Genomic DNA, 19,981 nt, shown 5'->3' with positions numbered 1-19,981 from the left:
CAGCGATACCGTGCGGGTATGGAAAGACTGGAGGTCCGCGAGCTCGTCTACTTCACCGCTGTCGCCGAAGAACTGCACTTCGGTCGGGCGGCCGCCCGGCTAGGGATGACCCAACCGCCGCTCTCCCGCGCCATTCAGCAGCTCGAACGACGGCTGGGCGTAGCCCTGTTGGAACGTGGCAGTCGCCGGGTCGCACTGACCGAGGCGGGGGCCGTCCTGCTCCGCGAGAGCCGTACGGTGCTCGACGCCGCGTCGGCCGCGGCGCGCCGCACCCGGCGGGCCGGCCGCGCCGACCCGCGTCTGGTCCTGGTCATCAAGCCGGGCGGCGACGGTGGCCTGCTGCCCGCGATCCTCGACGCCTATCAGGCTGAGCCGGGTGCGCTGCCGGTCGAGCTGGTGTGCAGCTTCGGCGAGCGTGAGATCCTCCTGCGGGAGGGTCGTGCCGACGCCGCCCTGCTTCACCGCCCCCACCACGACCTCACCGGCCTGGACACCCAGGACCTCCTGACCGAGACTCAACTTCTCGTGATGCCGAGTTCGCATCGCCTCGCGGGCCGTACCCGGGTCTGCCTGAACGACCTCGCCGGGGAGCCCCTGCCGCGCTGGCCGGGCGTATCTGAGGGTGGCTCACACGGGCCTGAGGTCCACGACCTTGGGCAGCTTCTCCACCTCATCGCCTTGCGCCGCATGGTCGCCGTCCTCCCCTCCTCCATCCGCGACCAACTCCGCGACGACCTGGTCGCTGTCCCAGTCGATGATGCCGAGCCCACCACGCTCGTCCTCGCCTGGCCCGAGCACGCCACCTCCCCAGCCCTGGCCGCCTTCGTCCGCGCGGCCGCCGCCGTGGCGGGCAAGGCGACGGGCCACGGCGGGTAGAGCGGGGAGACACGCGGGGTGGGAGGCGCCCTCGCCCATGCTCGCAGGCGTGCGAACACTTCAGGACGCCCTCACGGCCACCGTCGAGATCACACCTGGAGGCAGAATGACGGGCACCGGACGGCGAACCAATTACGCGGTCGACAATCCGAGCCAAGCCACTAGAAAAGGCCGGCGCGCATGTAGTGCATGAGGTTCTCGAGGATCTCACGCAGCCACGGGCTACGGGCGGTCGGCAACCGGACCAGCGTGCGCCGGAAGGTTTCCGCGTCGGCCCGGAACAGGTCATGGGGGCGCGGCGGGGGCGGGTGGCCCGGGGACCAACGCGCGTGTATTCAAGGGCAGTTCCGTCCGTCGGCTCTGGCCGGCGCCCGCACCGGCGAGAAACGATCCCCGTCAGAAGCCAGCCGGTGGTCGGTTGCCCTCCTGCCTCACTCCGCTGCCGTGAACGGCGCCCACATCCCGGTGGACGGCGGCCAGCCCCAGGCGGGCCTCGGTCTCACGCCGCGCCCGGGTTCCGCATGACAAGTGAGGCAGCGGTGCCTGGCGGCATCGCGGGCCGTCGTCCGAGCCCGCGTCGCGAACGACGTGGCGGCGGAACTGCCCCCGGTGCCGTAGGCGCTTCTGGTCCTGGGGGTGGAGTCGCGAGGGGCGGTTTCCCCCTGGAGAGCTACGGGCAATGCCCACGGTGGGGTGACGCTTCATCAGACGCGTTCGCATAGCGTTCGGTCATGGCCGCAACGTCCGGGCCGAGGGCCCGGCGAAGGGCCCGTCGTTCACAGATCCGCCTTCCCGTGCTCCCGGAGGACCCCATGAACCGCATGCTCAAAGCCACCGCCGTCGCCGCACTGTGCTGCACCGTCGCCGGTACGGGCTACGTGGGCGTGGCGCAGGCCGAGGGACACGGGGGCGGGGCGGACAGGACCACCGCCAGGGTGACCCACCCGGGTCACGCGGGCCGCGCCGACTCCTTCGTCGGGGAGAAGAAGATCGGAGTCCGGGGATACTCCGTGAACGTCTCCTGCTCGGGTCGGCAGACGGGTCACAAGCCCGTGGTGATGCTGGTGGCCGGCCTCGGGGACGGCCTCGACGCGATGGCCGACCTGCAGAAGACGCTGAGCGAGAAGAACCGGGTCTGCTCCTACGACCGTCTGGGCGAGGGCAAGAGCGACAAGCCCCGGGGGCCGCAGAGCCTGGAGGACTCGGGCCGGATCCTCACCGGGGTGATCAACCGGGTCGCCGGCGACTCCCCCGTCGTGCTGGCGGGCCACTCGCTGGGCGGCCTGATCGCCGGCCGCTACGCCCCCGAGCACCGCGACCGCGTCAAGGGCCTGGTCCTGATGGACGCCACCTCCCCGACCATGACCGCGGACATCACCCGCGCGATCCCCGAGTCCGCCACCGGCGACGCGGGCGACCTGCGGGCGCAGACCGTCAGCACGATGCGGGGTGGGAACCCGGAGAACCTCGTCGTCCCCGACGGCCCGGTCCGCTCCGCCGGATGGATCCCGACCGAGGTGCTCCGCCACGGGCAGCAGTACCTGGCCGCGTTCCCCACGTACGGCCCCACCCTCGAGTCCGACTGGACGAAGGCACAGTACAAGTGGGCCACCGTGTCCCACCGCAGCACGGTCCGCGTCGCCGAGGACAGCGGCCACTACATCTACGTCGACCGCAAGGACATGGCGGTCAAGTCCATCCAGCGCGTCGCCGCCGAGGTCACCCAGCAGAACAGCGGCCGGTGGGGGCACGCGGGACGGTGACGGGGGCCCGGGCCGGCCGGCGGGGATTCCCAGGAGCGGTGGCGGAGCAGCTCAGACGGGTTCGGGCGCGCGAGGCCCACGCCGTCACCCGTCGTCCAGGCGGTCCGCCACCGTGAGCTTCGCCCTGGCAGACGGGTTCCGGCTGTCCTGTTCGCCGTGACGGGCCTGATGACACCGCCGGCCGTCCGCCGGGCGGAACGGCACCGTGCGCCGCGGCAGGCGGTGGAGTTGGCGTCGGCCGCCGCCTGATCCGTGCGGATCGCACTGTCACGTTGTTGGGCGGGCGGTCCCTGATGGTGTGTCACGGCCTGGTGGGGCCTGGTTCGGGGCTGTGCTCAGGCCGTGGCGGAGGGGCCGGCGGCGCCGGTGATCTGCTCCCAGATTGCGAAGCGGACGGTCATCTCGGCTCGGTGGGCGGCAGCGGTCATCAGATGGCGGCGGGGCCGGAAGGGGGTTGAGACGCCGCTGAACGCGGCCAGGAACCGCTGCGCTCCGCCCACCGAGCGGAAGCCTTTCATCGCCCGCTCGCGTTGCCTGGTGGGCTGGTGGCTGTTCTCCGCCCGGTTGTTCAGCTACTTCGACTGCCGGTGTTCGACGCGGGGCATGACCTCTCGGTGGGCGGCGCCGTAGGAGCGGAGCTTGTCGGTGACGATCACCCGCGGCACCGCGCCGGTCTTCTTCAGAAGTCTGCGCAAGAAGCGCCTGGCCGCGGCCTTGTCCCGGCGGTTCTGCACCAGGATGTCCAGGACGCTGCCGTTCTGCTCGACCGCCCGCCACAGGTACTGCAACCGACCGTTGATCTTGATGAAGACCTTGTCCAGGTGCCACTTGTCCCCAGGCCGAGGCTGCCGGCGGCGCAGCGCGCCCGCGTAGGCCGACCCGAACTTGGCGCACCAGCGGCGCACCGTCTCGTAGGAGACGACGATCCCGCGCTCGAGCATCGGCTCCTCGACCTCGCGCAACGACAGCGGGAAACGGAAGTACAGCCACACACAGGGGGAGATCACCTCGACCGGGTACCGGCGCCCCTTGTACGACAGCGACACGGTCCCCACGGGCAACCCCCTCCTCCAGCACGATCAACCAGAAGATCATCCCACCCGGCCAACCAACGTGACAGCGCCCTCGAAGCTCTCCCGAACCCCGGCTGAGCAGCACGTTCCCGTCCCTGCGAGCAGCATTACCCCGACCAGAGCCGTGGAACCCGGCGCCCACCCGACGCGACAGCCGGGCCATCAGCCTGGCTGCCACCAGCCCGAGCAGCCGAAACGGCCCGCCGAAAGAACCGACGGACCGTCACGAAAGATTGAGGCCAGTGCGCGATTCCCCTTTCGCCGGTGGACATCGACGAAAGGGGAACGCTGTTTCTACGCCGCTTCCTGGTTGGACCATGCTGCCCAGTCACAGCCGGAGAGACCGTCCTCGGGGCCGATCAGGCAGATCCGGAACCAGTACGACCTGCCCTCCCTGAGGTTGTGGCTGCCACCGTCCGACGCCCGCGCGACAGCCGGTATACCGTCGGAGCCGTTGTCGCGCAGGGAGTAGAGCAGTTCCCCGCGCGTGGTCGAGTTGACGTACTCGTACACGTATCCGATGGCCGCGTGCCCGTCGTTCGCCTGCTGGTCATTTACCGTGACGATGTCCCCGAGGGTGCGAAATTCGAGACGTCCGCCGGGGTTGCCGTCATCCGTTTCCATGCTGTGGGTGGCCAGGATGCCGGGGGCGGCAGACGTCGCGGGCGCGTCGGCGTTGGCCTGCGTGGACGTGGCGGCTGCCAGTCCGAGAGCGGCCACTGAAACGCCGATCCAACTCCAGGTGTTCTTCACCGCAATCCTCCTTTTGTTTACTGCCTCTGCATTGCGTTCTCCCGGAAGGCCAATTCATATCTCCGCCCATCCGGTCGACGGGTTGTACGTTAGAACTTCCTGTGCGCTGGAGGTTCAAGTGGTTGTGACACAGAACACATGGAGCATCGGGGAACTGGCTTCGTCGGCGGATCTGCCGGTGAAGACGGTCCGTTATTACTCGGACAGCGGGCTCCTCCCGGAGGGCGGCCGCAGTGCGGGCGGCCATCGCCGGTACGGCGCGGACGCCCTGGAGCGGCTGCGACTGATTCGGCGGTTACGGGCACTTGACCTGCCGGTCGCCACCATCAGGCGGGTGGTGAACGGGGAGTCACAGCTGGCTGAGTTGGTGACGGGCGAACTGGAGCAGGTGCAGTCGAGACTGGATCGGCTGCGCTGGCAGCAGGCCACCTTGCAAGCGCTGGACGACTGCTCCGACACGGAGCGGTTACGCCGCCTGGAAGTGTTGGCGCGAGTACAGAGATTGCCGCACGCCCACAGCGACCTGTTACGCAGCTGGGAGGGCATGCTTCCCCGATCGCTTCCTGGCAGCCTGGCCGCTGCGGTCATTGCACAGGCTGTTCCCGATCCGCCGCGCGAGCCGACACCCGAAACGGCGCTCGCGTACGCGGAGATGCACGCACTCGCCGCGCACCCGGGCTTCCCGAAGTACTACGCCGCTTCCCACGCACGGGACAAGGCGTCACTGTATGCGGAGTTGATCGACGCCTGCGCATTGGCCCATGACGCCGTGGCAGGAGGGCAAGCCCCCCAGCCAGGCGCAGCGCTGGACGCATTCGCAGGCGCGTGCGCACGCGGCCGGGGTGAGACGGACGGCCCTGGTTTCCGGGACTTCCTGGCTGACGCCCTGCGCTGGACCGTTCCCCTCTTCGGCCACTACTGGCGGCTTGTCGCCACTGTGACGGGTACTGCTCGGCCGACCGAGGGCAGCATGCACACCTGGTGCGTAGCCGCGCTCACAGCTCCTGGCTCGCAGCGATGAGAGCCGCCGGTCCACCCACATCGGCGACCGGTGCCACGCGTCCGGTGACGCGGGACGGCCGGTCGCAACACCCGCTCACCCGAACCCGGGCGCTCGGATCGACTTCGTGATGAGCATCAGAGCCGAGCCCGCGCAGCGGCGCTGTCACGTTGGTTGGCCGGGTGGGATGATCTTCTGGTTGATCGTGTTGGAGGAGGGGGTTGTCCGTGGGGCCGTGTCCTTGTCGTACAAGGGGCACCGGTACCCGGTCGAGGTGATCTCCCACTGTGTGTGGCTGTACTTCCGTTTCCCGCTGTCGTTGCGCGAGGCCGAGGAGAGGATCGCAACACCCTGTCGAAAACAGGCTTTCAAAGCTGGGTGAAGTTCCCCCCTGAGCGTGGACAGCGGGTGGTTACGCTGCGGGGGCGAGAGCTTGTTGAGGCTGATCCTTTGGAGTGGACACCCTGACAATGGATCTTGGTGGTCCAGGGAGGGATGTCCAGGTGGGACGCAAGTCTCCGTATCCGGAGGAGTTCCGGAAGGACGCCGTCGCGCTCTACCGCGCCGTGGCGGGCAAGCGGACGTACGCGGCGGTGGCCGCGGATCTCGGCATCACCGCGGAGTCGCTGCGGACGTGGGTCCGTAAGGCCGAGGCCGAGGCCGTGCCCGGACGCCGTGCCGCGGGCGTGAGCGAGGCTGAGGAGCTGGCCCGGTTGCGTGCGGAGAACGCCCGGTTGCTCAAGGCCGAGCAGGAGTGGCACCTGGAGCGCCAGATCCTGCGCCGGGCAGCGGCCTGTTTCGCCCGGGAGGTGAAGTGAGATCCCACCGCTGGGACTTCATCTCCGACAACCGTGCCGACTTCGGCGTCAAGCGGATCTGCCGGGTGCTCGGGGCGTCCCGCGCCGGCTGCTACCGCCACCTGTCCACCGAACAGGCCCGCGCCGGGCGCCAGGCCGAGGAGAAGCGGACCGTGGCCGAGATTCGTGCCATCCACGCCGAGCATCATGGCGCCTACGGCGCTCCGCGCGTCCACGCCGAGCTGCGGGCGAGGGGACGGAGGATCAACCGCAAGCGCGTCACCCGGCTGATGCGGGTCAACCGCATCGTCGGCCGGCACCTGCGGAAGAAGAAGCGGACGACGATCACCGACAGGACCGCGCTGCCCGTGCCGGACCTGGTGATGCGCGACTTCACCGCCGACACGCTGGACACCAGGTGGTGCGGCGACATCACCTGCATACCTGTCGGCACGACGTGGCTCTACCTCGCCACGGTGATTGACATCTGCTCGAGGAGGGTGGTGGGCTGGTCGATCGCCGACCACATGCGCACCTCGCTGGTCACCGACGCGATCGAAATGGCCGTGGCCACCCGCGGCAGCCGGGTGAACGGCGTCGTCTTCCACACCGACAGGGGCGCCCGATACAACGCGGCCGCCTTCGCCGACGTCTGCCGGTCGGGTCGGTCCACCTCGATCACGGTGATCTGATTGGCCCGGAGGTAGCGCCCGAGTTCGGCGCCGAAGGAGCCGGTGCCCTCCATGCCCGCAACCAGCACCCGGCCGTGGGAACGCAGCCACTCCAGCAGGTCCCGATAGCCCGCAGGCGTTGTGGGGAAGGCCTCGGTGGCCAGGTGCCGGCCGATGGTGTCGATGACGGCGGCCTGGTGAACGTCGGTGTGGGTGTCGATCCCGCCGATCACCTCGATGGGCTGTGACATGGTGGCCGGGTTCCTTCCGTGCGCGGCAAGTTGGCTCGCGCGCACCGGCCGGCGGATGGACACGACTGTGATGGGACCACGTGGGTCACGCTTCTATGAGGTCACGATCGCCGACCGGTACACGCGGGTGACACCGCCCGGAAGGTCGACGATTCAGAGTGAGGACAGCCGAAGCGTCAATCGGGGATCGGGTCAGACCCTCGAGCGGTGCTGCCCCATCCTCACAGTCGGGGATCTGCTGGACGGTCTTCTCCCGCTCGTCGTCGTAGAGCCGCCGGACGAGCACGGCCTGGTCCGCGGTGAGCTCGGCCTGCGCCCGCCGTCTGTTCCGGCGGCGGATCCAACGCGTTCGGCGCGGGATTCCATCTCCACGCTCATGTCACTCCGCCCCGGTGGGCAGAACCCACGCCGAACCCTACGGTTCGCACGGGGTTGCCCAGCTGATCAGAGAGGCTGGCGAGGTGCCGAGAGTACGTCCCTGAGTACGGTCTCAAGCGTGACGCGGGCCAGTTCGTGTCTCAAGGTCTCCTCGATGTCCTGGTAGATGCCCCGCATTGCCGGCTGGATGCCGTGACCCACCACGCATCCCTGGTCCGGGGTGGTGCGGTGCATGGCGAACAGCGGGCCGGGTTCGACTGCCTCGTACACGTCGAGCAGGGTGATCGACTCCAGCTCGCGTGCCAGCGACCAGCCCGCGCCCGCGCCCCGCCGGGACTCCACGAGCCCGGCCCTGCGCAGTTCGCCGAGCAGCCGCCTGATCACCACGGGGTTGGTGTTCGCGCTGGCTGCGATCTTCTCGGAGGTGGCGACCTCGTGGCCCTGGCGCTGGTAGAGACCGATCCAGGCCAGCGCATGGGCGGCAATGGTCAGCCTGCTGTTGGCGCTCATGATCCCTCCTCCGGTCGCAACACTCCATGTTACGACAGCGAAGTCGTAACAGTGAAAGTTGCGACAATCTGTCGTAACGATTACCGTTACGACAACCGGGAAGGGTCAATCAAAGACAAGCGCGGATCGTGAGCGTGTTGCGAACTCAAAGGAGAACAGGAATGGAAAGTAACGAAAAGACCATTCGCGAGGCTTACCGACTCGCGGAAGGGAACGTTCTCGACGGTGACGGTTTCCTGGCCTTGTTCACCGAGGACGGGTCGTTCAACGACATGTCGACCTCGCAGAGTTTCCGCGGAGAGCAGATTCCTCAGGTGATCGCGGGCCTCGCCCGCTCGTTCCCCGATGTACACCGTGAGCTGCTCGAGGTACATGCGTTCGGTGATGTCGTCGCCGTCGAGTTGCGAATCCAGGGCACGCATCTCGGAGGGTTTCCGACTCCGGTCGGTGAGATCCCACCGACCGGGAACCGGATCGACGTGCCGGCGGCGGACCTCTGGTACCTCCGTGACGGAAAGATCGAAAGGTTCAATTGCTACAACGCGATGAGCGTGTGGCTTGATCAAATCGGGGTTCACCCCGACTTCAAGTCCGCAGTCGAAGCCACCGAGACAGCAGCCACGACGGCGTAACTCTGCCGGTCAGCGCCGAGTATGCGACAAGACACTCCCTTCTTCGGGCCGCATACCCGGCGCTGCTTCTTGAACAAAGTTGTTGTTCGCACCCAACCGCCGACACGACCCGGCAGGCCGACTCATCGAGTATCAGCAGCCCTGGCCAGCAGGCAGGATCTTTGAGAAGTGCCGAAGTGGGCGGTTCGCCTGCTGAGTGCCGATTGTGGTGGTTTGTCAACCTCTGTCGGCGTCCGCCCTGGACGCAGAACAGGCATGGCCGCTGGTGATCATGTGGGTGTCTAGTCCGTATGAGCACCGAGCGAGTCCATGCCTGCGCACCCATCTTCCCGCATGCCCTCATGCCTTCGGCAGTTGGGGGACGCCTCCGGCCCAGCCCCGCTGGAGGCAGCCGTTGACCTGCGGAAGTATCTGGCCACGGTGCCTGATCCACGGGCCCGTCGCGGCATCCGGTATCCGTGGACGGCCCTGCTCACCGCTGCGGCTGCCGCCGTTCTGGCCGGCGCCGTCTCGCTCACGGCGATCGGTGAGTGGGTCGCCGACGCGCCGCAGCGCGTCCTGGCCCTGCTCGGGTTCCGGCCCGACCCGCTGACCGGACTGATCCGCCCGCCCCCTGCCACGACCGTCCGCCTCGTCCTGGCCGCTGGTGACGCCCTTGACCGCGCCATCGGACGCTTCCTCCAGGAACGCAAGGCCCCGGCACCGGGACGGAGCACGACCACGCCGCCTACCTGCACGAACGCGGGGCTCACTACCTGGCCGTCGTCAAGCGGAACCATCCCGGACTCCATGAGCGCCTCCACCGCCTTCCCCGGCGCGACATCCGCCTGGACCACATCGAGCGAACCCGGGCCCACCACCGCGACGAGATCCGCCGTCTGAAGACCGCCGCCTTCGCCCACATCGACTACCCACACGCCCGCCAGGCCCTCCAGCCGTGCGCTGAAGACGCGATCTGGGCACGGGCAAACTAACGATCGAACGGATCCACCTGGTCACGAGCCTGCGCCCAGCCTGCACACGGCGTGGGCCACCGTGATCTTTATTCATACCCGCAGCGGCCCACGGGCTCTGCGATTCGCGGGCGCGTTCTGGCTGATTGCCACGCTCAGCGCAACGCTGGGGTTCGGCTACCACTACGGCGTGGATCTCGTCGCCGGCGTGGTGTTCGCGCTCACGATCGAGGCAGCGCTGCGCTCGCTCGACCGTGGCTGGGACCGGCAAGGAATCCAGCTGGTCATCTACGGCGCGAGGGTCTTCGCCGCGCTCTTGGTGTCGTACCGCTGTCTGCCGATGGAGATGGCCAGACATCCGCGGGTGTTCGGGCCAGGACTACCTTGTGGATGCCCAGGTCCTTCGCGCCCTGCGCGATCGGACGGTCGGTGGTGCGGACCTCCCGGACGGCCCGCTCACGGAGCTCGTCCGGGTACTTACGTGGTGCTGGGCACTGCTCGTAGTTCTCCTTAAAGGGGCGGGTGGTGCGGTTCTGCAGAGACTGGCCGGGCCACTGACGGCGGCATTCCGGGAGGCAGACCGGAAACGTCCGCAGAATTCGTCGGCGGTGGCGGTGCCGGGTGGATCCTCACGTCGCCCGGATCGCGTCCGCCGGGTCCGTGCGCAGGGCCTGGCGGGTGGGGAGTTCGATCGCGAGGAAGGCCGTCGTCACGATTGTCGCCGCGACGGCGGGGAGCAGCCAGGCGGGGCCCGCCGGCCAGGGGCGGTCGAGGAAACCCTGGCCGAGGAGGGCGAGGGGGAGGGCGGAGAGGAACAGGCCGGAGACGAGCGCCGCCGTGGCGATCACGGCCGCCTCGCGGCGCATCATCGCCCGGATCTGCCGCGGCGTCGTGCCGACCAGCCGCAGCGCGGCGATCTCGGTACGGCGCTGGGCCGTGGCCGCAACCAGCTTGTTGGCAATGCTGAGGAGGAGGTAGCCGAGGAGTACGACGATCGTGGCCAGGTTGATCCACACCTCCGGTGGAGTGTCCTGCTTGCGGCCGAAGGCCGTTCCGGAGGTGTTCTCCAGGGCCAGGCCCGGGCGGGATGCCTTCAGGTCGGCCAGCGCGCGCGCCGCCGTCGCCGTGCCGTCCGTGCGGACGAGGAGGCTCTGGGGGAGGCCGGAGGTGGTGTGGCCCGTCGCGAGGTCTTTGGAGACGATCAGTGATCCGAAGCCGAGGCCCCGGTCGTAGACGGCCACTACCCGTGCCTCGGTCCGCGTGCCGTCGCCGAGGACCAGCCGGATCCGACGGCCGAGTCCGGCGTCCCGCGAATCGGCGACTTCGCTGCTCACGGCGACCGTGGCGCCGGTCAGGCCGGCCAGCCCGCCCTCCCGCACCCGGGGGTCGAGGACTCCGGCCGCGTCCGGCGTGGCGATCAGTGCCGGCACCGACTCCACATCGGGTTCGCCGAACATCTCGTAAGGCCAGACGACGGTCGTCGAGCCGACGGGTGCGGCGGACCGCACTCCGGGCAGCTTGCGTACGGCGTCCCTCGTGCCGTCCGGCAGGCCGCCGAGGGCCGGTGCGCTCAGCCGGTACTGGGCGAGTGTGCCGGTACGGATCTCCTGCGCGGTTGCGGCGAGGACGGTGGTCTGCGCGAGGGTGTAGGTCAGGACGAACACGACGGCCATCGCCAGCGGGCTGACCATTGAGGCGACCCGCAGCGCATACGCCCGTACGTTGGCCAGGGCGAGCCAGGTGGGGGCGGGCGTCCCGGGCCGCAGCCGTCGTACGGCCCTCTCGCCGAGCGACCGGACCAGGGCGGGGCCGCACAGGGCCAGGCCGATCGCGGCGACGATCCCGGCGACTGAGGTGGCCGACGCGCCGATCACCGTACGGGTCAGCAACGGGGTGACGGACAGCGCGCACGCGGCGGCGATCAGCAGAACTCCGTTGAGGGTACGGCCCTTCGACGGCTTGCGCGGTTCGCTGCGGGACTCGGCGACGGCTTCCGTCGCCGGCATCCGGGAGGTGCGCCACGCCGCGCCCCGGGCGGAGATCTGCACGGTCAGCGCGAGCAGGAGGAGGGTGGCGAGGGCGGGCAGGGGGCCGACAGTCAGGGGGAGTTCGGGGGGCAGGACGCCGCGGTCGGCGAGCATGTCGTGGAAGCGGTCCGCGAGGAGGTAGCCGAGGGCCACTCCGGGGGCCAGGGCCACGGCGGCTACGACGGAGGACTGCGCGGCGGCCAGCCGACGGATCTGCCGAGGGGTCGCCCCGACCGCCCGCATCAGCGCCAGGTCCCGGCGCTGCCCGGCGATCGACACACCCAGCGCGCCCGCTGTGACGAACCCGGTGATCAGCAGCACGATCCCGCTGAGCGAACCGGCCAGCAGGATCAGCAGCGAGCGGGCCGTGCCGACGCCCGCAGCTACGGTCTCGCCGATGTCGGCGCGGGTGCGGACGGTCAGCCCCGCGTCGGCCACCCGGCCACGCACCGCGTCGGTGACCGCGGCGACGCGGTAGCGCACGGCGGGGCGGCCGCCCGCCACGACCTGGACCCGGTCCCCGGTGCGCAGCCCGGTTGCTGCGGGGACGGCGATCTCGTCCGTCCTGGCCGGCGCGCGGCCGGTGACGCGCGGGTGGGCCAGCAGCTTGGTGGAGGACCAGCCGTGTCCGGCCACCGTGGGGTCGTCGGCGGTGGGTACGACTCCTCCCCTGGCATCGACCAGCGCGGCCGGGAAGCTGAGGTCGCCGACCACGGCCGTCACCCCGGGCAGGCCCGAGAGCCGGTCGACCAGCGACGACGGGACCCGGGCACGCTCGGGGAGAGCGAGCGGCAGACCGCCGTCCGGGTGGTACTCCTGGTCGGCCGCGACGACGATGTCCGCGCCGCCGAGCCGGCCCGGCGGCAACTGCGAGCGCAGCCCGGACTCGGCCAGCACACCCGTGCCGGTGATCAAGGCGGCCCCGCCGAGTACCGCGCACACCACTGCGAGCAGCCCAGTGACCCTGTGCGCTGCCATACGCAAGGCGATCGGGAAGAGGGGGAGGCGGGAAGGGACGCGGAAGCGCTCGGACATGATCAGCGGTCTCCCAACGCGGCAAGTCGCTCGCCCAGTTGGGGCGCGGTGGGGTGGTCGATGGCCTCGACGCCCCGGCCGTCGGCCATCACCAGCGCCTTGTGGGCGCGGGACGCGGCGGCCGGGTCGTGGGTCACCATCACCACCGTCTGGCCCAGTTCGTCGACCAGGGCGCGCAGCAGCTCCAGCACCTCGTGCGCGCTGCGCAGATCCAGCGCGCCGGTCGGCTCGTCGGCGAACACGACGGCCGGCCTGGCCGCCAACGCCCTTACCACGGCAGCGCGTTGCTGCTGGCCGCCGGAGAGTTCGGCGGGACGTCGGCCGAGCCGGCCGGCCAGGCCGACGCGCTCGACCAGCGCCTCGATCCACTTCCGGTCCGGAGCCCGGCCGGCGAGCCGCAGCGGCAGCGTGATGTTGTCCTCGATGGTGAGGGACGGGATCAGGTTGTAGGCCTGGAACACGAACCCGACGCGCTCACGCCGCAGTTCAGTACGGCGGGTCTCGTTCAGGCCGGCGATCTCGTGTCCGTCGATGCGGACGCTGCCTGAGGTCGGTGTGTCCAGCCCGGCCGCGCAGTGCATCAGGGTGCTCTTGCCGGAGCCTGAGGGGCCCATCACGGCGAGGAAGGTGCCGGGTCGGACGGTCAGGGACACCTCGTCGAGGGCCTTCACATCGCCGGGGTAGGTCTTGGTGAGGCGCTCCAGCGCGATGGCGGGCGCGGTGGCGCGTACGGCGGGCGACGCGAGGTTCACCGGCGGCCGCCCTTCAGACGGCGTACGACGAGGGCGGTGGCCGCGAGTCCGGTGACCGCGCCGCAGGCGAGGTTCGCGGCGACACCGACGGCGGCCCAGGAGGCGACCATGTTGGCGACCGCGCTGATCACCAGGACCAGCCAGAGGAGGACGCGGGTGACCTCGCCGCGGGTGACGGCCGGGGCGGGGGCGTCGTGGTGCGCGTCGTGGACGCTCAGTTGGTTGGGGTCGGTGGTCGCCATCGCGGGCTCCTTCGGTGGGCTCTCGGCTGGTGTCTCAACCGGCGTCCCGGCTGATGTCTGCGACGCTACGGACCACGCCCCCCTCGGCCGATCCCGCCTACCGCCGGATCGGAAGTACAGCCTGCTGTACTTCACGGCGAAGTGGGCGTGCCCTAGGGTCGTTGGCGCACATAAGGAGCGGAGTGAGCATGACGACCACCCACCCCACCGACCCCACGGACGCAGACCTCACCGGAGCCGCCGAGCGTCCCCAGGAGATCGGTCTTCAGGTGCTGCGGGCCTCCGGTGCCGCGCTTGGGCAGCTGGTCGGCGGACTCGGCACGGCGGCGATGGCGCTGGGCGTGCTGGTGCTGGTGGCCGTCGTAGCGGTGACCGCACCAGCCGGCGTGGGCCTGCTGCTAGCGCCGGCCGTTGTCCGCGCCCTGCACGCGCTGGCTGACAGGGAGCGGGGGCGGCTGGCCCGCCGGGGGCCCGAGATCGTCGCCCCGGACCCGCCCGCGGCCGCGCTGCGGGCCGCCCTCGCCGACCCCACCACCTGGCGCGAGCTGCGCTGGGCGCTGCGCCACGGCAGCCTCGGGTTCCTGCTGGGGCTGCTCGGGGTGTGGCTGCCGCTGGCCGCGTTCCGGGACACTCTCTTCCCTCTGGTGTGGCCTTTCGCACCGCCGAACACGAGCAGTACGTCCTTCGGGTTCGGGGTAGCGCACACCTGGCCGCAGGCACTGTCGGTGAGCCTGATCGGCGTCGGCTGGATCGCCGTCATCCTGGGCCTGACACCCGGCATGGCGCGTCTTCAGGCCCGTCCCGGGCGGACGTTGTTGGCGGCCGGCCCGGACACCGACCTGTCCCTGCGGGTGGCCGAACTGACCGCGACCCGGGCCGCCGCGCTCGACGCCCACGCCACCGAACTGCGGCGCATCGAGCGGTCGTTGCACGACGGGACGCAGAACCGGGTCGTCACGGTGACGGTGCTGCTCGGCGCCGCCCGGCGGATGGTCGCCCGGGATCCGGAGCGCGCCGACGAACTCCTCGAACGCGCCCAGAGCGCCGCCGAGCAGGCGCTGGCCGAACTGCGCGCGGTCTCCCGCTCGATCCTCCCGCCGGTGCTGTCCGACCGAGGGCTGGCGGGGGCGCTGTCGGGCCTCGCCGCCGAGTGCGCGGTGCCGTGCCGGACGGACGTGGAGGCACCGGAGCGGTGTGCGGCGTCCGTGGAGGCCACAGCGTACTTCGTGGTCGCGGAGGCGCTGACGAACATCGCCAAGCACAGTGGGGCGAGCGGGGCGGCGGTCACCGTGCGGGCGCGGGGCGGCCGGCTGCATCTGCGGATCGAGGATGACGGGCGGGGCGGGGCCGACGAGGGGGGTGGCTCCGGGCTGACCGGCATTCGCCGGAGGGTGGCGGCCCAAGACGGTACGCTCCGCGTGACCAGCCCGGCGGGCGGGCCGACGGTGCTCGACGTGGACCTGCCCTGCGGGACGTGACACTCCGCAAGGCGCGGGCCGGTCCACCGAACTGCCCTGTCCGACAGATGAGTTGGTTGCCGACATGCGAATAGTGATGGCCGAGGACGACCCGTTGCTGCGCGAGGGGCTCGCCCTGCTGCTGGGCGCCGAGGGCCTCGACGTGGTGGCGAAGACCGGGACGGCCGAGGAGGTCCTGGACGCCATCGAAAAGCACAAGCCGGACGTCGCGATCCTCGACGTACGGATGCCGCCCACGCACACCGATGAGGGCATCCGCGCGGCGGTGGAGGCCCGGCGCCGCCGCCCCAACCTCGCCGTGCTCGTCCTGTCCGCGTACGTCGAGCAGAGCTTCGCCACCGAGCTACTCACGGGCGGGGTGGGTGGACTCGGCTATCTGCTCAAGGAACGGGTCGGCCGGGTCGAGGAGTTCCTCGACGCGCTGCACCGGGTGGCGTCCGGCGGTACCGCCATCGACCCCGAGGTGATCGCCCAACTGTTCACCCGCTCCCGCCAGGACACCCGGCTGGAACGGCTCAGCCCGCGCGAACGGGACGTTCTCGCCCTGATGGCGGAGGGCCTCGGCAACAGCGCGATCGCGGAGCGGCTGGTGGTCACGGACGGCGCGGTCCACAAGCACATCCGAAGCATCTTCGCCAAGCTCGACCTCTCCCCGGCGGACCAGGTGGACCGCCGGGTGGCGGCGGTCGTGCACTACCTGGAGGACGCGAGGAGACGGGGGTAGTACGGAGGGCGGCACGGGGGTGGTACAGCCTGCTGTACCCGGAGTTGGGGTGTGCGCGGCAGTGATCGGGGAGCACGGCGCTGGTGTGCTTGAGGCATCGCAAGGGCGGCGCTCGGAAGGCCGCTCAGCCGCCACCGAGCCACCGCTCGGCCTCCCCGAAGGGACCCACCCCGGTGACGATCACCAGCCTCCCCCAGCAGGCCGCGGCACCACGCCGTTCCGCCGTCCGTCGCCGCCCGCTCACCTGGTTCTTCACGCTGGCCCTGGGGCTGAGCTGGATGGCCTGGACGCCGTACATCCTCTCCGAGAACGGTGTCGGCCTGTGGCACTGGACCTTCCCCGGCGGCGCGCTCGGCAGTCAGCTGCTCGGCGTCCTGCCCGGTGCCTACCTCGGCCCGATCGGCTCGGCGCTGCTGGTCACGGCCATCACGGAGGGACGCGCCGGACTGCGGGTGTGGCGGGGCCGGATGACGAAACTGAGGGTGAGCTGGCGCTGGTTCCTGGGCGTAGCGCTCTCGGTGCCGGTCGCGCTGACGATCACCACCGTCGCGCTGACCGGCCAGGCCCCGGTGATGCCGTCGGCCGCCGTGCTCGCCGCGTACGTCCCCGGCCTGATCATGCAGATGATCACCACGGGTCTGGCCGAGGAGCCGGGGTGGCGCGAGTTCGCCATGCCGCACATGCAGCGCCGCTTCGGTCCGCTGGTCGCCACCCTGGTCGTGGGTGTGCTGTGGGGCTCCTGGCATCTGCCGCTGTTCCTCACCGAGTGGGGCGGCGGCCCGAACGTCGATCCCTCCCGCGTGCTCGCCTTCATGGGGACGACGCTCGCGTTCAGCTTCGTGATGACCTGGGTGTTCAACCGCTCCCACGAGAGCATGCCGCTGGTCATGCTGCTGCACACCAGTGTGAACAACTTCTTCTCCGTCGCGTGGTCGGACATGTTTCCGTCGTCGGGGATCGAGACCACGATCTACGCCTTCCTGATCGCGTCGGCGTTGGCGGCGGCGGTGATCCTGGTGGCGACGCGGGGGCGGCTGGGACTGCACTGACATGACACGGTGATGAGCGAAGTCACTGAAGCCTCCTCACCACGAGGAGGCTTTTTCATGACCTCACCCAGCCTGCTCGTGCTCCCGGCGGCGGTGAGTCGGCGCGGCCCGCAGGCGGTTCGGCTGAGGAGAGTGCCAAGCCATTCGGTCAGCAGGTAGTTGACCTCATCGGGGCGTTCCTGCTGGATCCATTAGCCGCAGCCGTCGAGCGGCTGGGCTTCTTCGCCCGGCGGCACTGTGCCTTGTAGAGGTCGGCGAGCCACTGGTCGGGCTCGTCGTAGACGGCTGTCTCGGCGTCGGTCTTGCGGATCTGCTTCATCCAGGTGAAGACCTCCCGGTGGTGCAGGAGCCTGTACAGGGTGAGGGCGCCCACCAGGAAGGAGGAGACGATCCCTGCGGTGAGGGAGCCGGCGCTGGTGCCGAACGCCGGCGTGGTGCTGTTGATGGTCATGGTGATCCGTTCAAGGGGCGCGCCGTCCCCGAGGGCGGGGGCGGCGCCCGCCGGACTTCCCCTGCCATGCGCTCGATGACTGCGCAGTGTCTGCGCATGGCGTTGGCCTGCTGTGGTGGGGGCCGTGGTCGGGGTTCTGGTGGCCGTGGGCGGGTCTGCGCAGTGCCCGGTCGGCTCCCGACCACGGTCCTGACCATGGTGGTGGTCAGGGGTGTGGGGTGTGCATCCAGTCGACTCGGTGGTCGGGGTTGTGGACGGGATACCAGATGGGTGCGGTGGGGCCGTGGTGGAGGAGGTCGGTCATGAGGGCCGCGAGGGCGGGGACCTCGCGCAGGAACGTAGCGAGGTCGTGTCTTCGGGTGGCAGCGCGTAGGGCGCTGATGCGGGTTTCGACGCCGGTGGGGCCGGTGCCGTCGAGGACGAACAGGAGGCGGGGGAAGAGGGGGTAGCGCTGTCGCCAGGTCTCCTGTGCTGGTTCGGGGAAGGGCTGTTGCCGCTGCCGGGCCACGGGTGCGGGCGCGTAGCTGTGGAGTCGGGCGTAGTTGCCGAGTTTGGCGGCGAGGCGTTCGGGGCCCATGGTGGCCCGGTCGACTTCGACGAACGCCCGTAGCATCACCCCACCCTTGGTTCCCTCCGCACCGCTGGCGCCGTCCGCGTGGCGGCGTTGGTAGTAGAGGAGGGCGTCGGGGATGACGGCTTCGCCGCTCCCGAGGGGGTGGTGGACTTCGGGGATCCAGTCCAGCGGCCGGCACAGGTCGCCGCGGCGGCGGGCGTCCTGCAGGAACGCCAATGCGGTCTCGGTCACGGTCAGCCCGTGCCCGACTTTCAACCGCACCGCCGTCCGGTCCACCGCACCCCGCGGGGGACGCCGGCCCCGCAGCTCGGGCCGCTCGGAGGCGATCTGCGCCCCGTACTGGGTGGGATGACATACCCGGGTACGGCCGGCCTGGGGCAGGGTGATGCGGTCGACCAGGCCCTCCTCACGGAGCTTGGCCAGCTGGCGTCGCGTCTGCTCGATCCGCACGCCCGGCGAGGTGATCAGGTGTATCTGCGCGGTGGTGGCCATCCGGTACTGGACCAGCACCGCCAACGCCAGCCGGTCCCGACCACCTGTGTCGACGTCCGTCATGTTGGGCTCCCTCGTACAGTGGCACCCCTCCGTATCGGGCGCCGCGCGTACGGCACAGGTCAGCAGCCGGCCCCGACCAGACCACCGACCACGAAGGCCCGACCACGGTCACGATGCGACAACGCCGCCGCCGACCCCGCCCATAACCCTCTGTGGTCTGTACCGGGATCCCCGCTGGCAGCGGTCCGCATCCACTCACCGTTCAGGGCGGAGCCGCAGCTCACCATGCTGATCTCGCCCCTGGTCGCCAGCCCGGCATCCCCCTCTGTAGACCCCCTGTGCCGCCCCGGAGCAGAGAGAAGCAGGACCGACTTCGTCCATGAAGACGGCCAGGGCTTCGACACCAATCAGGGCGACACGAGGCATCCGAGACCGGGGCGGGATGTTCACGGGTGCCGGCAGTGTTCTGTGTTCCCGGGGGGGGGCCAGCTGGGGCGTTCGTGGTGTGCTGCCCTACGTTCGGGTCATGACGCGCGCCACGAGATCCCGTCCGGACGCCGAATGAGCGGCTGGTGGGCTTATCTGGAGGAACGGACCCGCCGGGAGGTCGACGCGAGTGTGCTGGGTGATCGCCAGTTGACGGCGGTCAAGACCGTGTGGGAGGCCCTGCGACCACTGGGACTGGGCCTGCGTGAGGCGGAGCAGGTGGTCCACACGCGCTACGAGGTCCTCGGCGACCGTGTACGGCACAGGCCACCCGATCCGCTCGACCTCCCCTCACTGACAGCCCGCGCCGCGGCACTTCCGGGCCAGGTGGCCGCGGTGGAGGCGCTGTGGGACGGCGACACCGTCCATGACTGGTTCGTAGTGCTGGTCGCGGTCCTGGAAGACCCGATTGGGGAAGGCCATCTGGCGACCGTCCACCACCACCCTGGCGGACATCCGCCGGGCCTTGTTGCCGCAGCAGCGGGCCGGGCCCTGGCCGACTCCCTCGGGGTGCCGTTCCACTTCGCCTCCCCGGACATCCCCGACGACCAGGCCCCGCGCTGGCGAACAGTCTGGTGCCTATCCGGAGGCCCATGATCAGAAAGATCTCCGCGATGCTCGGGAGCAAGGCGGACTCCCAGACGCCTCCCGTTCTCATGAGCACCGGCCCCGAAGCGGTTCGGCTGCCTCCCGAAACGGTCAACAACCACTGCCAGAACTTGTGAGCTCGCCAAAGAGCCGGGACAGTGGGCGACCTGTGGCGCCTTGCGCGCCGACGGGCCTCCGCGTCCCGTCCTCGGCTGCGCCTGTGGGCGTTCTACCTTGCCATGGTCCCGCGGCCGGTAGTCAGCGTGCTGACCAGGGTAGCCCGGCGTGGTGCTCTGTTTCGCTCGAACCGCTTCCGGCCGGAGAAAGCCCCTGAGCTGTACTGAGATTTGTGGAGTCCCTGATGCCAGGGTTACGGTCCTGGCGAAGGAGAACCACCAGCACCATGGCAGCACCCCGTAAATA

General features: G+C 70.1%; 16 protein-coding genes and 5 pseudogenes. 12 read left to right on the top strand and 9 right to left on the bottom strand.

The features are described from left to right. Positions 1 to 18: 18 nt before the first annotated feature. Positions 19 to 876 (top strand): LysR family transcriptional regulator, encoded by an 858-nt coding sequence (locus ACFY3N_RS35045; protein WP_390820832.1) that lies wholly within the window; start codon positions 19 to 21, stop codon positions 874 to 876. An 812-nt stretch (positions 877 to 1,688) separates the two neighbouring features. Further along, positions 1,689 to 2,639, top strand: a complete 951-nt coding sequence (locus ACFY3N_RS35040) for an alpha/beta fold hydrolase (protein WP_390820831.1) — start codon at positions 1,689 to 1,691, stop codon at positions 2,637 to 2,639. Positions 2,640 to 2,974: 335 nt separating this feature from the next. Here the strand turns inward: ACFY3N_RS35040 and ACFY3N_RS35035 are convergent. Together ACFY3N_RS35035 and ACFY3N_RS35030 are read right to left on the bottom strand one after the other, a co-directional pair. Beyond that, positions 2,975 to 3,694, bottom strand: a pseudogene (locus ACFY3N_RS35035) (IS6 family transposase). 312 nt (positions 3,695 to 4,006) lie between these two features. After that, entirely contained in the window at positions 4,007 to 4,465 is a 459-nt protein-coding gene (locus tag ACFY3N_RS35030; RefSeq protein ID WP_390820830.1) for a hypothetical protein, read from the bottom strand. A 124-nt stretch (positions 4,466 to 4,589) separates the two neighbouring features. On the opposite strand from ACFY3N_RS35030, the gene ACFY3N_RS35025 reads away from it, so the two are divergent. The 3 genes and pseudogenes from ACFY3N_RS35025 to ACFY3N_RS35015 all read left to right on the top strand — a co-directional run. Beyond that, positions 4,590 to 5,486: a MerR family transcriptional regulator gene (locus ACFY3N_RS35025; RefSeq protein WP_390820829.1), complete on the top strand. Its 897-nt coding sequence runs from the start codon at positions 4,590 to 4,592 to the stop codon at positions 5,484 to 5,486. A gap of 166 nt (positions 5,487 to 5,652) precedes the next feature. Beyond that, positions 5,653 to 5,811: pseudogene (locus ACFY3N_RS35020) on the top strand (IS6 family transposase); the annotation flags it as partial. A gap of 157 nt (positions 5,812 to 5,968) precedes the next feature. Next, positions 5,969 to 6,921 (top strand): annotated as a pseudogene (locus ACFY3N_RS35015) (IS3 family transposase); the annotation flags it as partial. 65 nt (positions 6,922 to 6,986) lie between these two features. On the opposite strand, the pseudogene ACFY3N_RS35010 reads toward ACFY3N_RS35015, so the two are convergent. Both ACFY3N_RS35010 and ACFY3N_RS35005 read right to left on the bottom strand, forming a co-directional pair. Then, positions 6,987 to 7,184 (bottom strand): annotated as a pseudogene (locus ACFY3N_RS35010) (transposase); the annotation flags it as partial. Between the two features lie 444 nt (positions 7,185 to 7,628). Continuing rightward, positions 7,629 to 8,072, bottom strand: a complete 444-nt coding sequence (locus ACFY3N_RS35005; RefSeq protein WP_390820828.1) for an Rrf2 family transcriptional regulator — start codon at positions 8,070 to 8,072, stop codon at positions 7,629 to 7,631. 161 nt (positions 8,073 to 8,233) lie between these two features. Here ACFY3N_RS35005 and ACFY3N_RS35000 point away from each other — a divergent pair, with 161 nt between their 5' ends. The 3 genes and pseudogenes from ACFY3N_RS35000 to ACFY3N_RS34990 all read left to right on the top strand — a co-directional run. After that, positions 8,234 to 8,704 (top strand): nuclear transport factor 2 family protein, encoded by a 471-nt coding sequence (locus tag ACFY3N_RS35000; protein WP_390820826.1) that lies wholly within the window; start codon positions 8,234 to 8,236, stop codon positions 8,702 to 8,704. 420 nt (positions 8,705 to 9,124) lie between these two features. Further along, the gene (locus tag ACFY3N_RS34995) at positions 9,125 to 9,586 is read left to right on the top strand and encodes a transposase family protein (protein ID WP_390820825.1); all 462 of its coding nucleotides are present in this window, start codon (positions 9,125 to 9,127) and stop codon (positions 9,584 to 9,586) included. A gap of 126 nt (positions 9,587 to 9,712) precedes the next feature. Beyond that, positions 9,713 to 10,171: pseudogene (locus ACFY3N_RS34990) on the top strand (phosphatase PAP2 family protein); the annotation flags it as partial. 115 nt (positions 10,172 to 10,286) lie between these two features. Here the strand turns inward: ACFY3N_RS34990 and ACFY3N_RS34985 are convergent. From ACFY3N_RS34985 to ACFY3N_RS34975, 3 genes are read right to left on the bottom strand one after another with little or no spacing between them, the layout of a single operon-like run. After that, positions 10,287 to 12,719, bottom strand: a complete 2,433-nt coding sequence (locus ACFY3N_RS34985) for an FtsX-like permease family protein (RefSeq protein ID WP_390820824.1) — start codon at positions 12,717 to 12,719, stop codon at positions 10,287 to 10,289. Positions 12,720 to 12,721: 2 nt separating this feature from the next. Next, positions 12,722 to 13,471: an ABC transporter ATP-binding protein gene (locus ACFY3N_RS34980; protein ID WP_390820823.1), complete on the bottom strand. Its 750-nt coding sequence runs from the start codon at positions 13,469 to 13,471 to the stop codon at positions 12,722 to 12,724. Then, complete coding sequence (locus ACFY3N_RS34975; protein ID WP_390820822.1) at positions 13,468 to 13,713, bottom strand: hypothetical protein; 246 nt, start codon at positions 13,711 to 13,713, stop codon at positions 13,468 to 13,470. The genes ACFY3N_RS34980 and ACFY3N_RS34975 overlap by 4 nt, the downstream gene beginning before the upstream one ends. Positions 13,714 to 13,901: 188 nt before the next feature. Here ACFY3N_RS34975 and ACFY3N_RS34970 point away from each other — a divergent pair, with 188 nt between their 5' ends. The 3 genes from ACFY3N_RS34970 (at position 13,902) to ACFY3N_RS34960 (ending at position 16,964) form a co-directional block, all read left to right on the top strand. Next, positions 13,902 to 15,191: a sensor domain-containing protein gene (locus ACFY3N_RS34970; RefSeq protein ID WP_390820821.1), complete on the top strand. Its 1,290-nt coding sequence runs from the start codon at positions 13,902 to 13,904 to the stop codon at positions 15,189 to 15,191. A 64-nt stretch (positions 15,192 to 15,255) separates the two neighbouring features. Continuing rightward, positions 15,256 to 15,915 carry a response regulator transcription factor gene (locus tag ACFY3N_RS34965; RefSeq protein WP_390820820.1) on the top strand — a complete coding sequence of 220 codons (660 nt, stop codon included), beginning with the start codon at positions 15,256 to 15,258 and terminating at the stop codon, positions 15,913 to 15,915. Positions 15,916 to 16,088: 173 nt separating this feature from the next. After that, positions 16,089 to 16,964 carry a CPBP family intramembrane glutamic endopeptidase gene (locus tag ACFY3N_RS34960; protein WP_390820819.1) on the top strand — a complete coding sequence of 292 codons (876 nt, stop codon included), beginning with the start codon at positions 16,089 to 16,091 and terminating at the stop codon, positions 16,962 to 16,964. 148 nt (positions 16,965 to 17,112) lie between these two features. Here the strand turns inward: ACFY3N_RS34960 and ACFY3N_RS34955 are convergent, their stop codons facing one another. Together ACFY3N_RS34955 and ACFY3N_RS34950 are read right to left on the bottom strand one after the other, a co-directional pair. Then, positions 17,113 to 17,415: a hypothetical protein gene (locus ACFY3N_RS34955; RefSeq protein WP_390820853.1), complete on the bottom strand. Its 303-nt coding sequence runs from the start codon at positions 17,413 to 17,415 to the stop codon at positions 17,113 to 17,115. A 205-nt stretch (positions 17,416 to 17,620) separates the two neighbouring features. After that, entirely contained in the window at positions 17,621 to 18,544 is a 924-nt protein-coding gene (locus ACFY3N_RS34950; RefSeq protein ID WP_390820818.1) for a replication-relaxation family protein, read from the bottom strand. Between the two features lie 501 nt (positions 18,545 to 19,045). Here ACFY3N_RS34950 and ACFY3N_RS34945 point away from each other — a divergent pair. Further along, the gene (locus ACFY3N_RS34945; protein ID WP_390820817.1) at positions 19,046 to 19,567 is read left to right on the top strand and encodes a hypothetical protein; all 522 of its coding nucleotides are present in this window, start codon (positions 19,046 to 19,048) and stop codon (positions 19,565 to 19,567) included. The last annotated feature ends 414 nt before the right edge of the window (positions 19,568 to 19,981 follow it).

Origin of the sequence: Streptomyces sp. NPDC000348 (assembly GCF_042898795.1) — a bacterium.
Taxonomy (GTDB): domain Bacteria; phylum Actinomycetota; class Actinomycetes; order Streptomycetales; family Streptomycetaceae; genus Streptomyces.
Note: the sequence above shows the minus strand (reverse complement) of the source record. Positions and strands in the feature narration are given on the sequence as shown.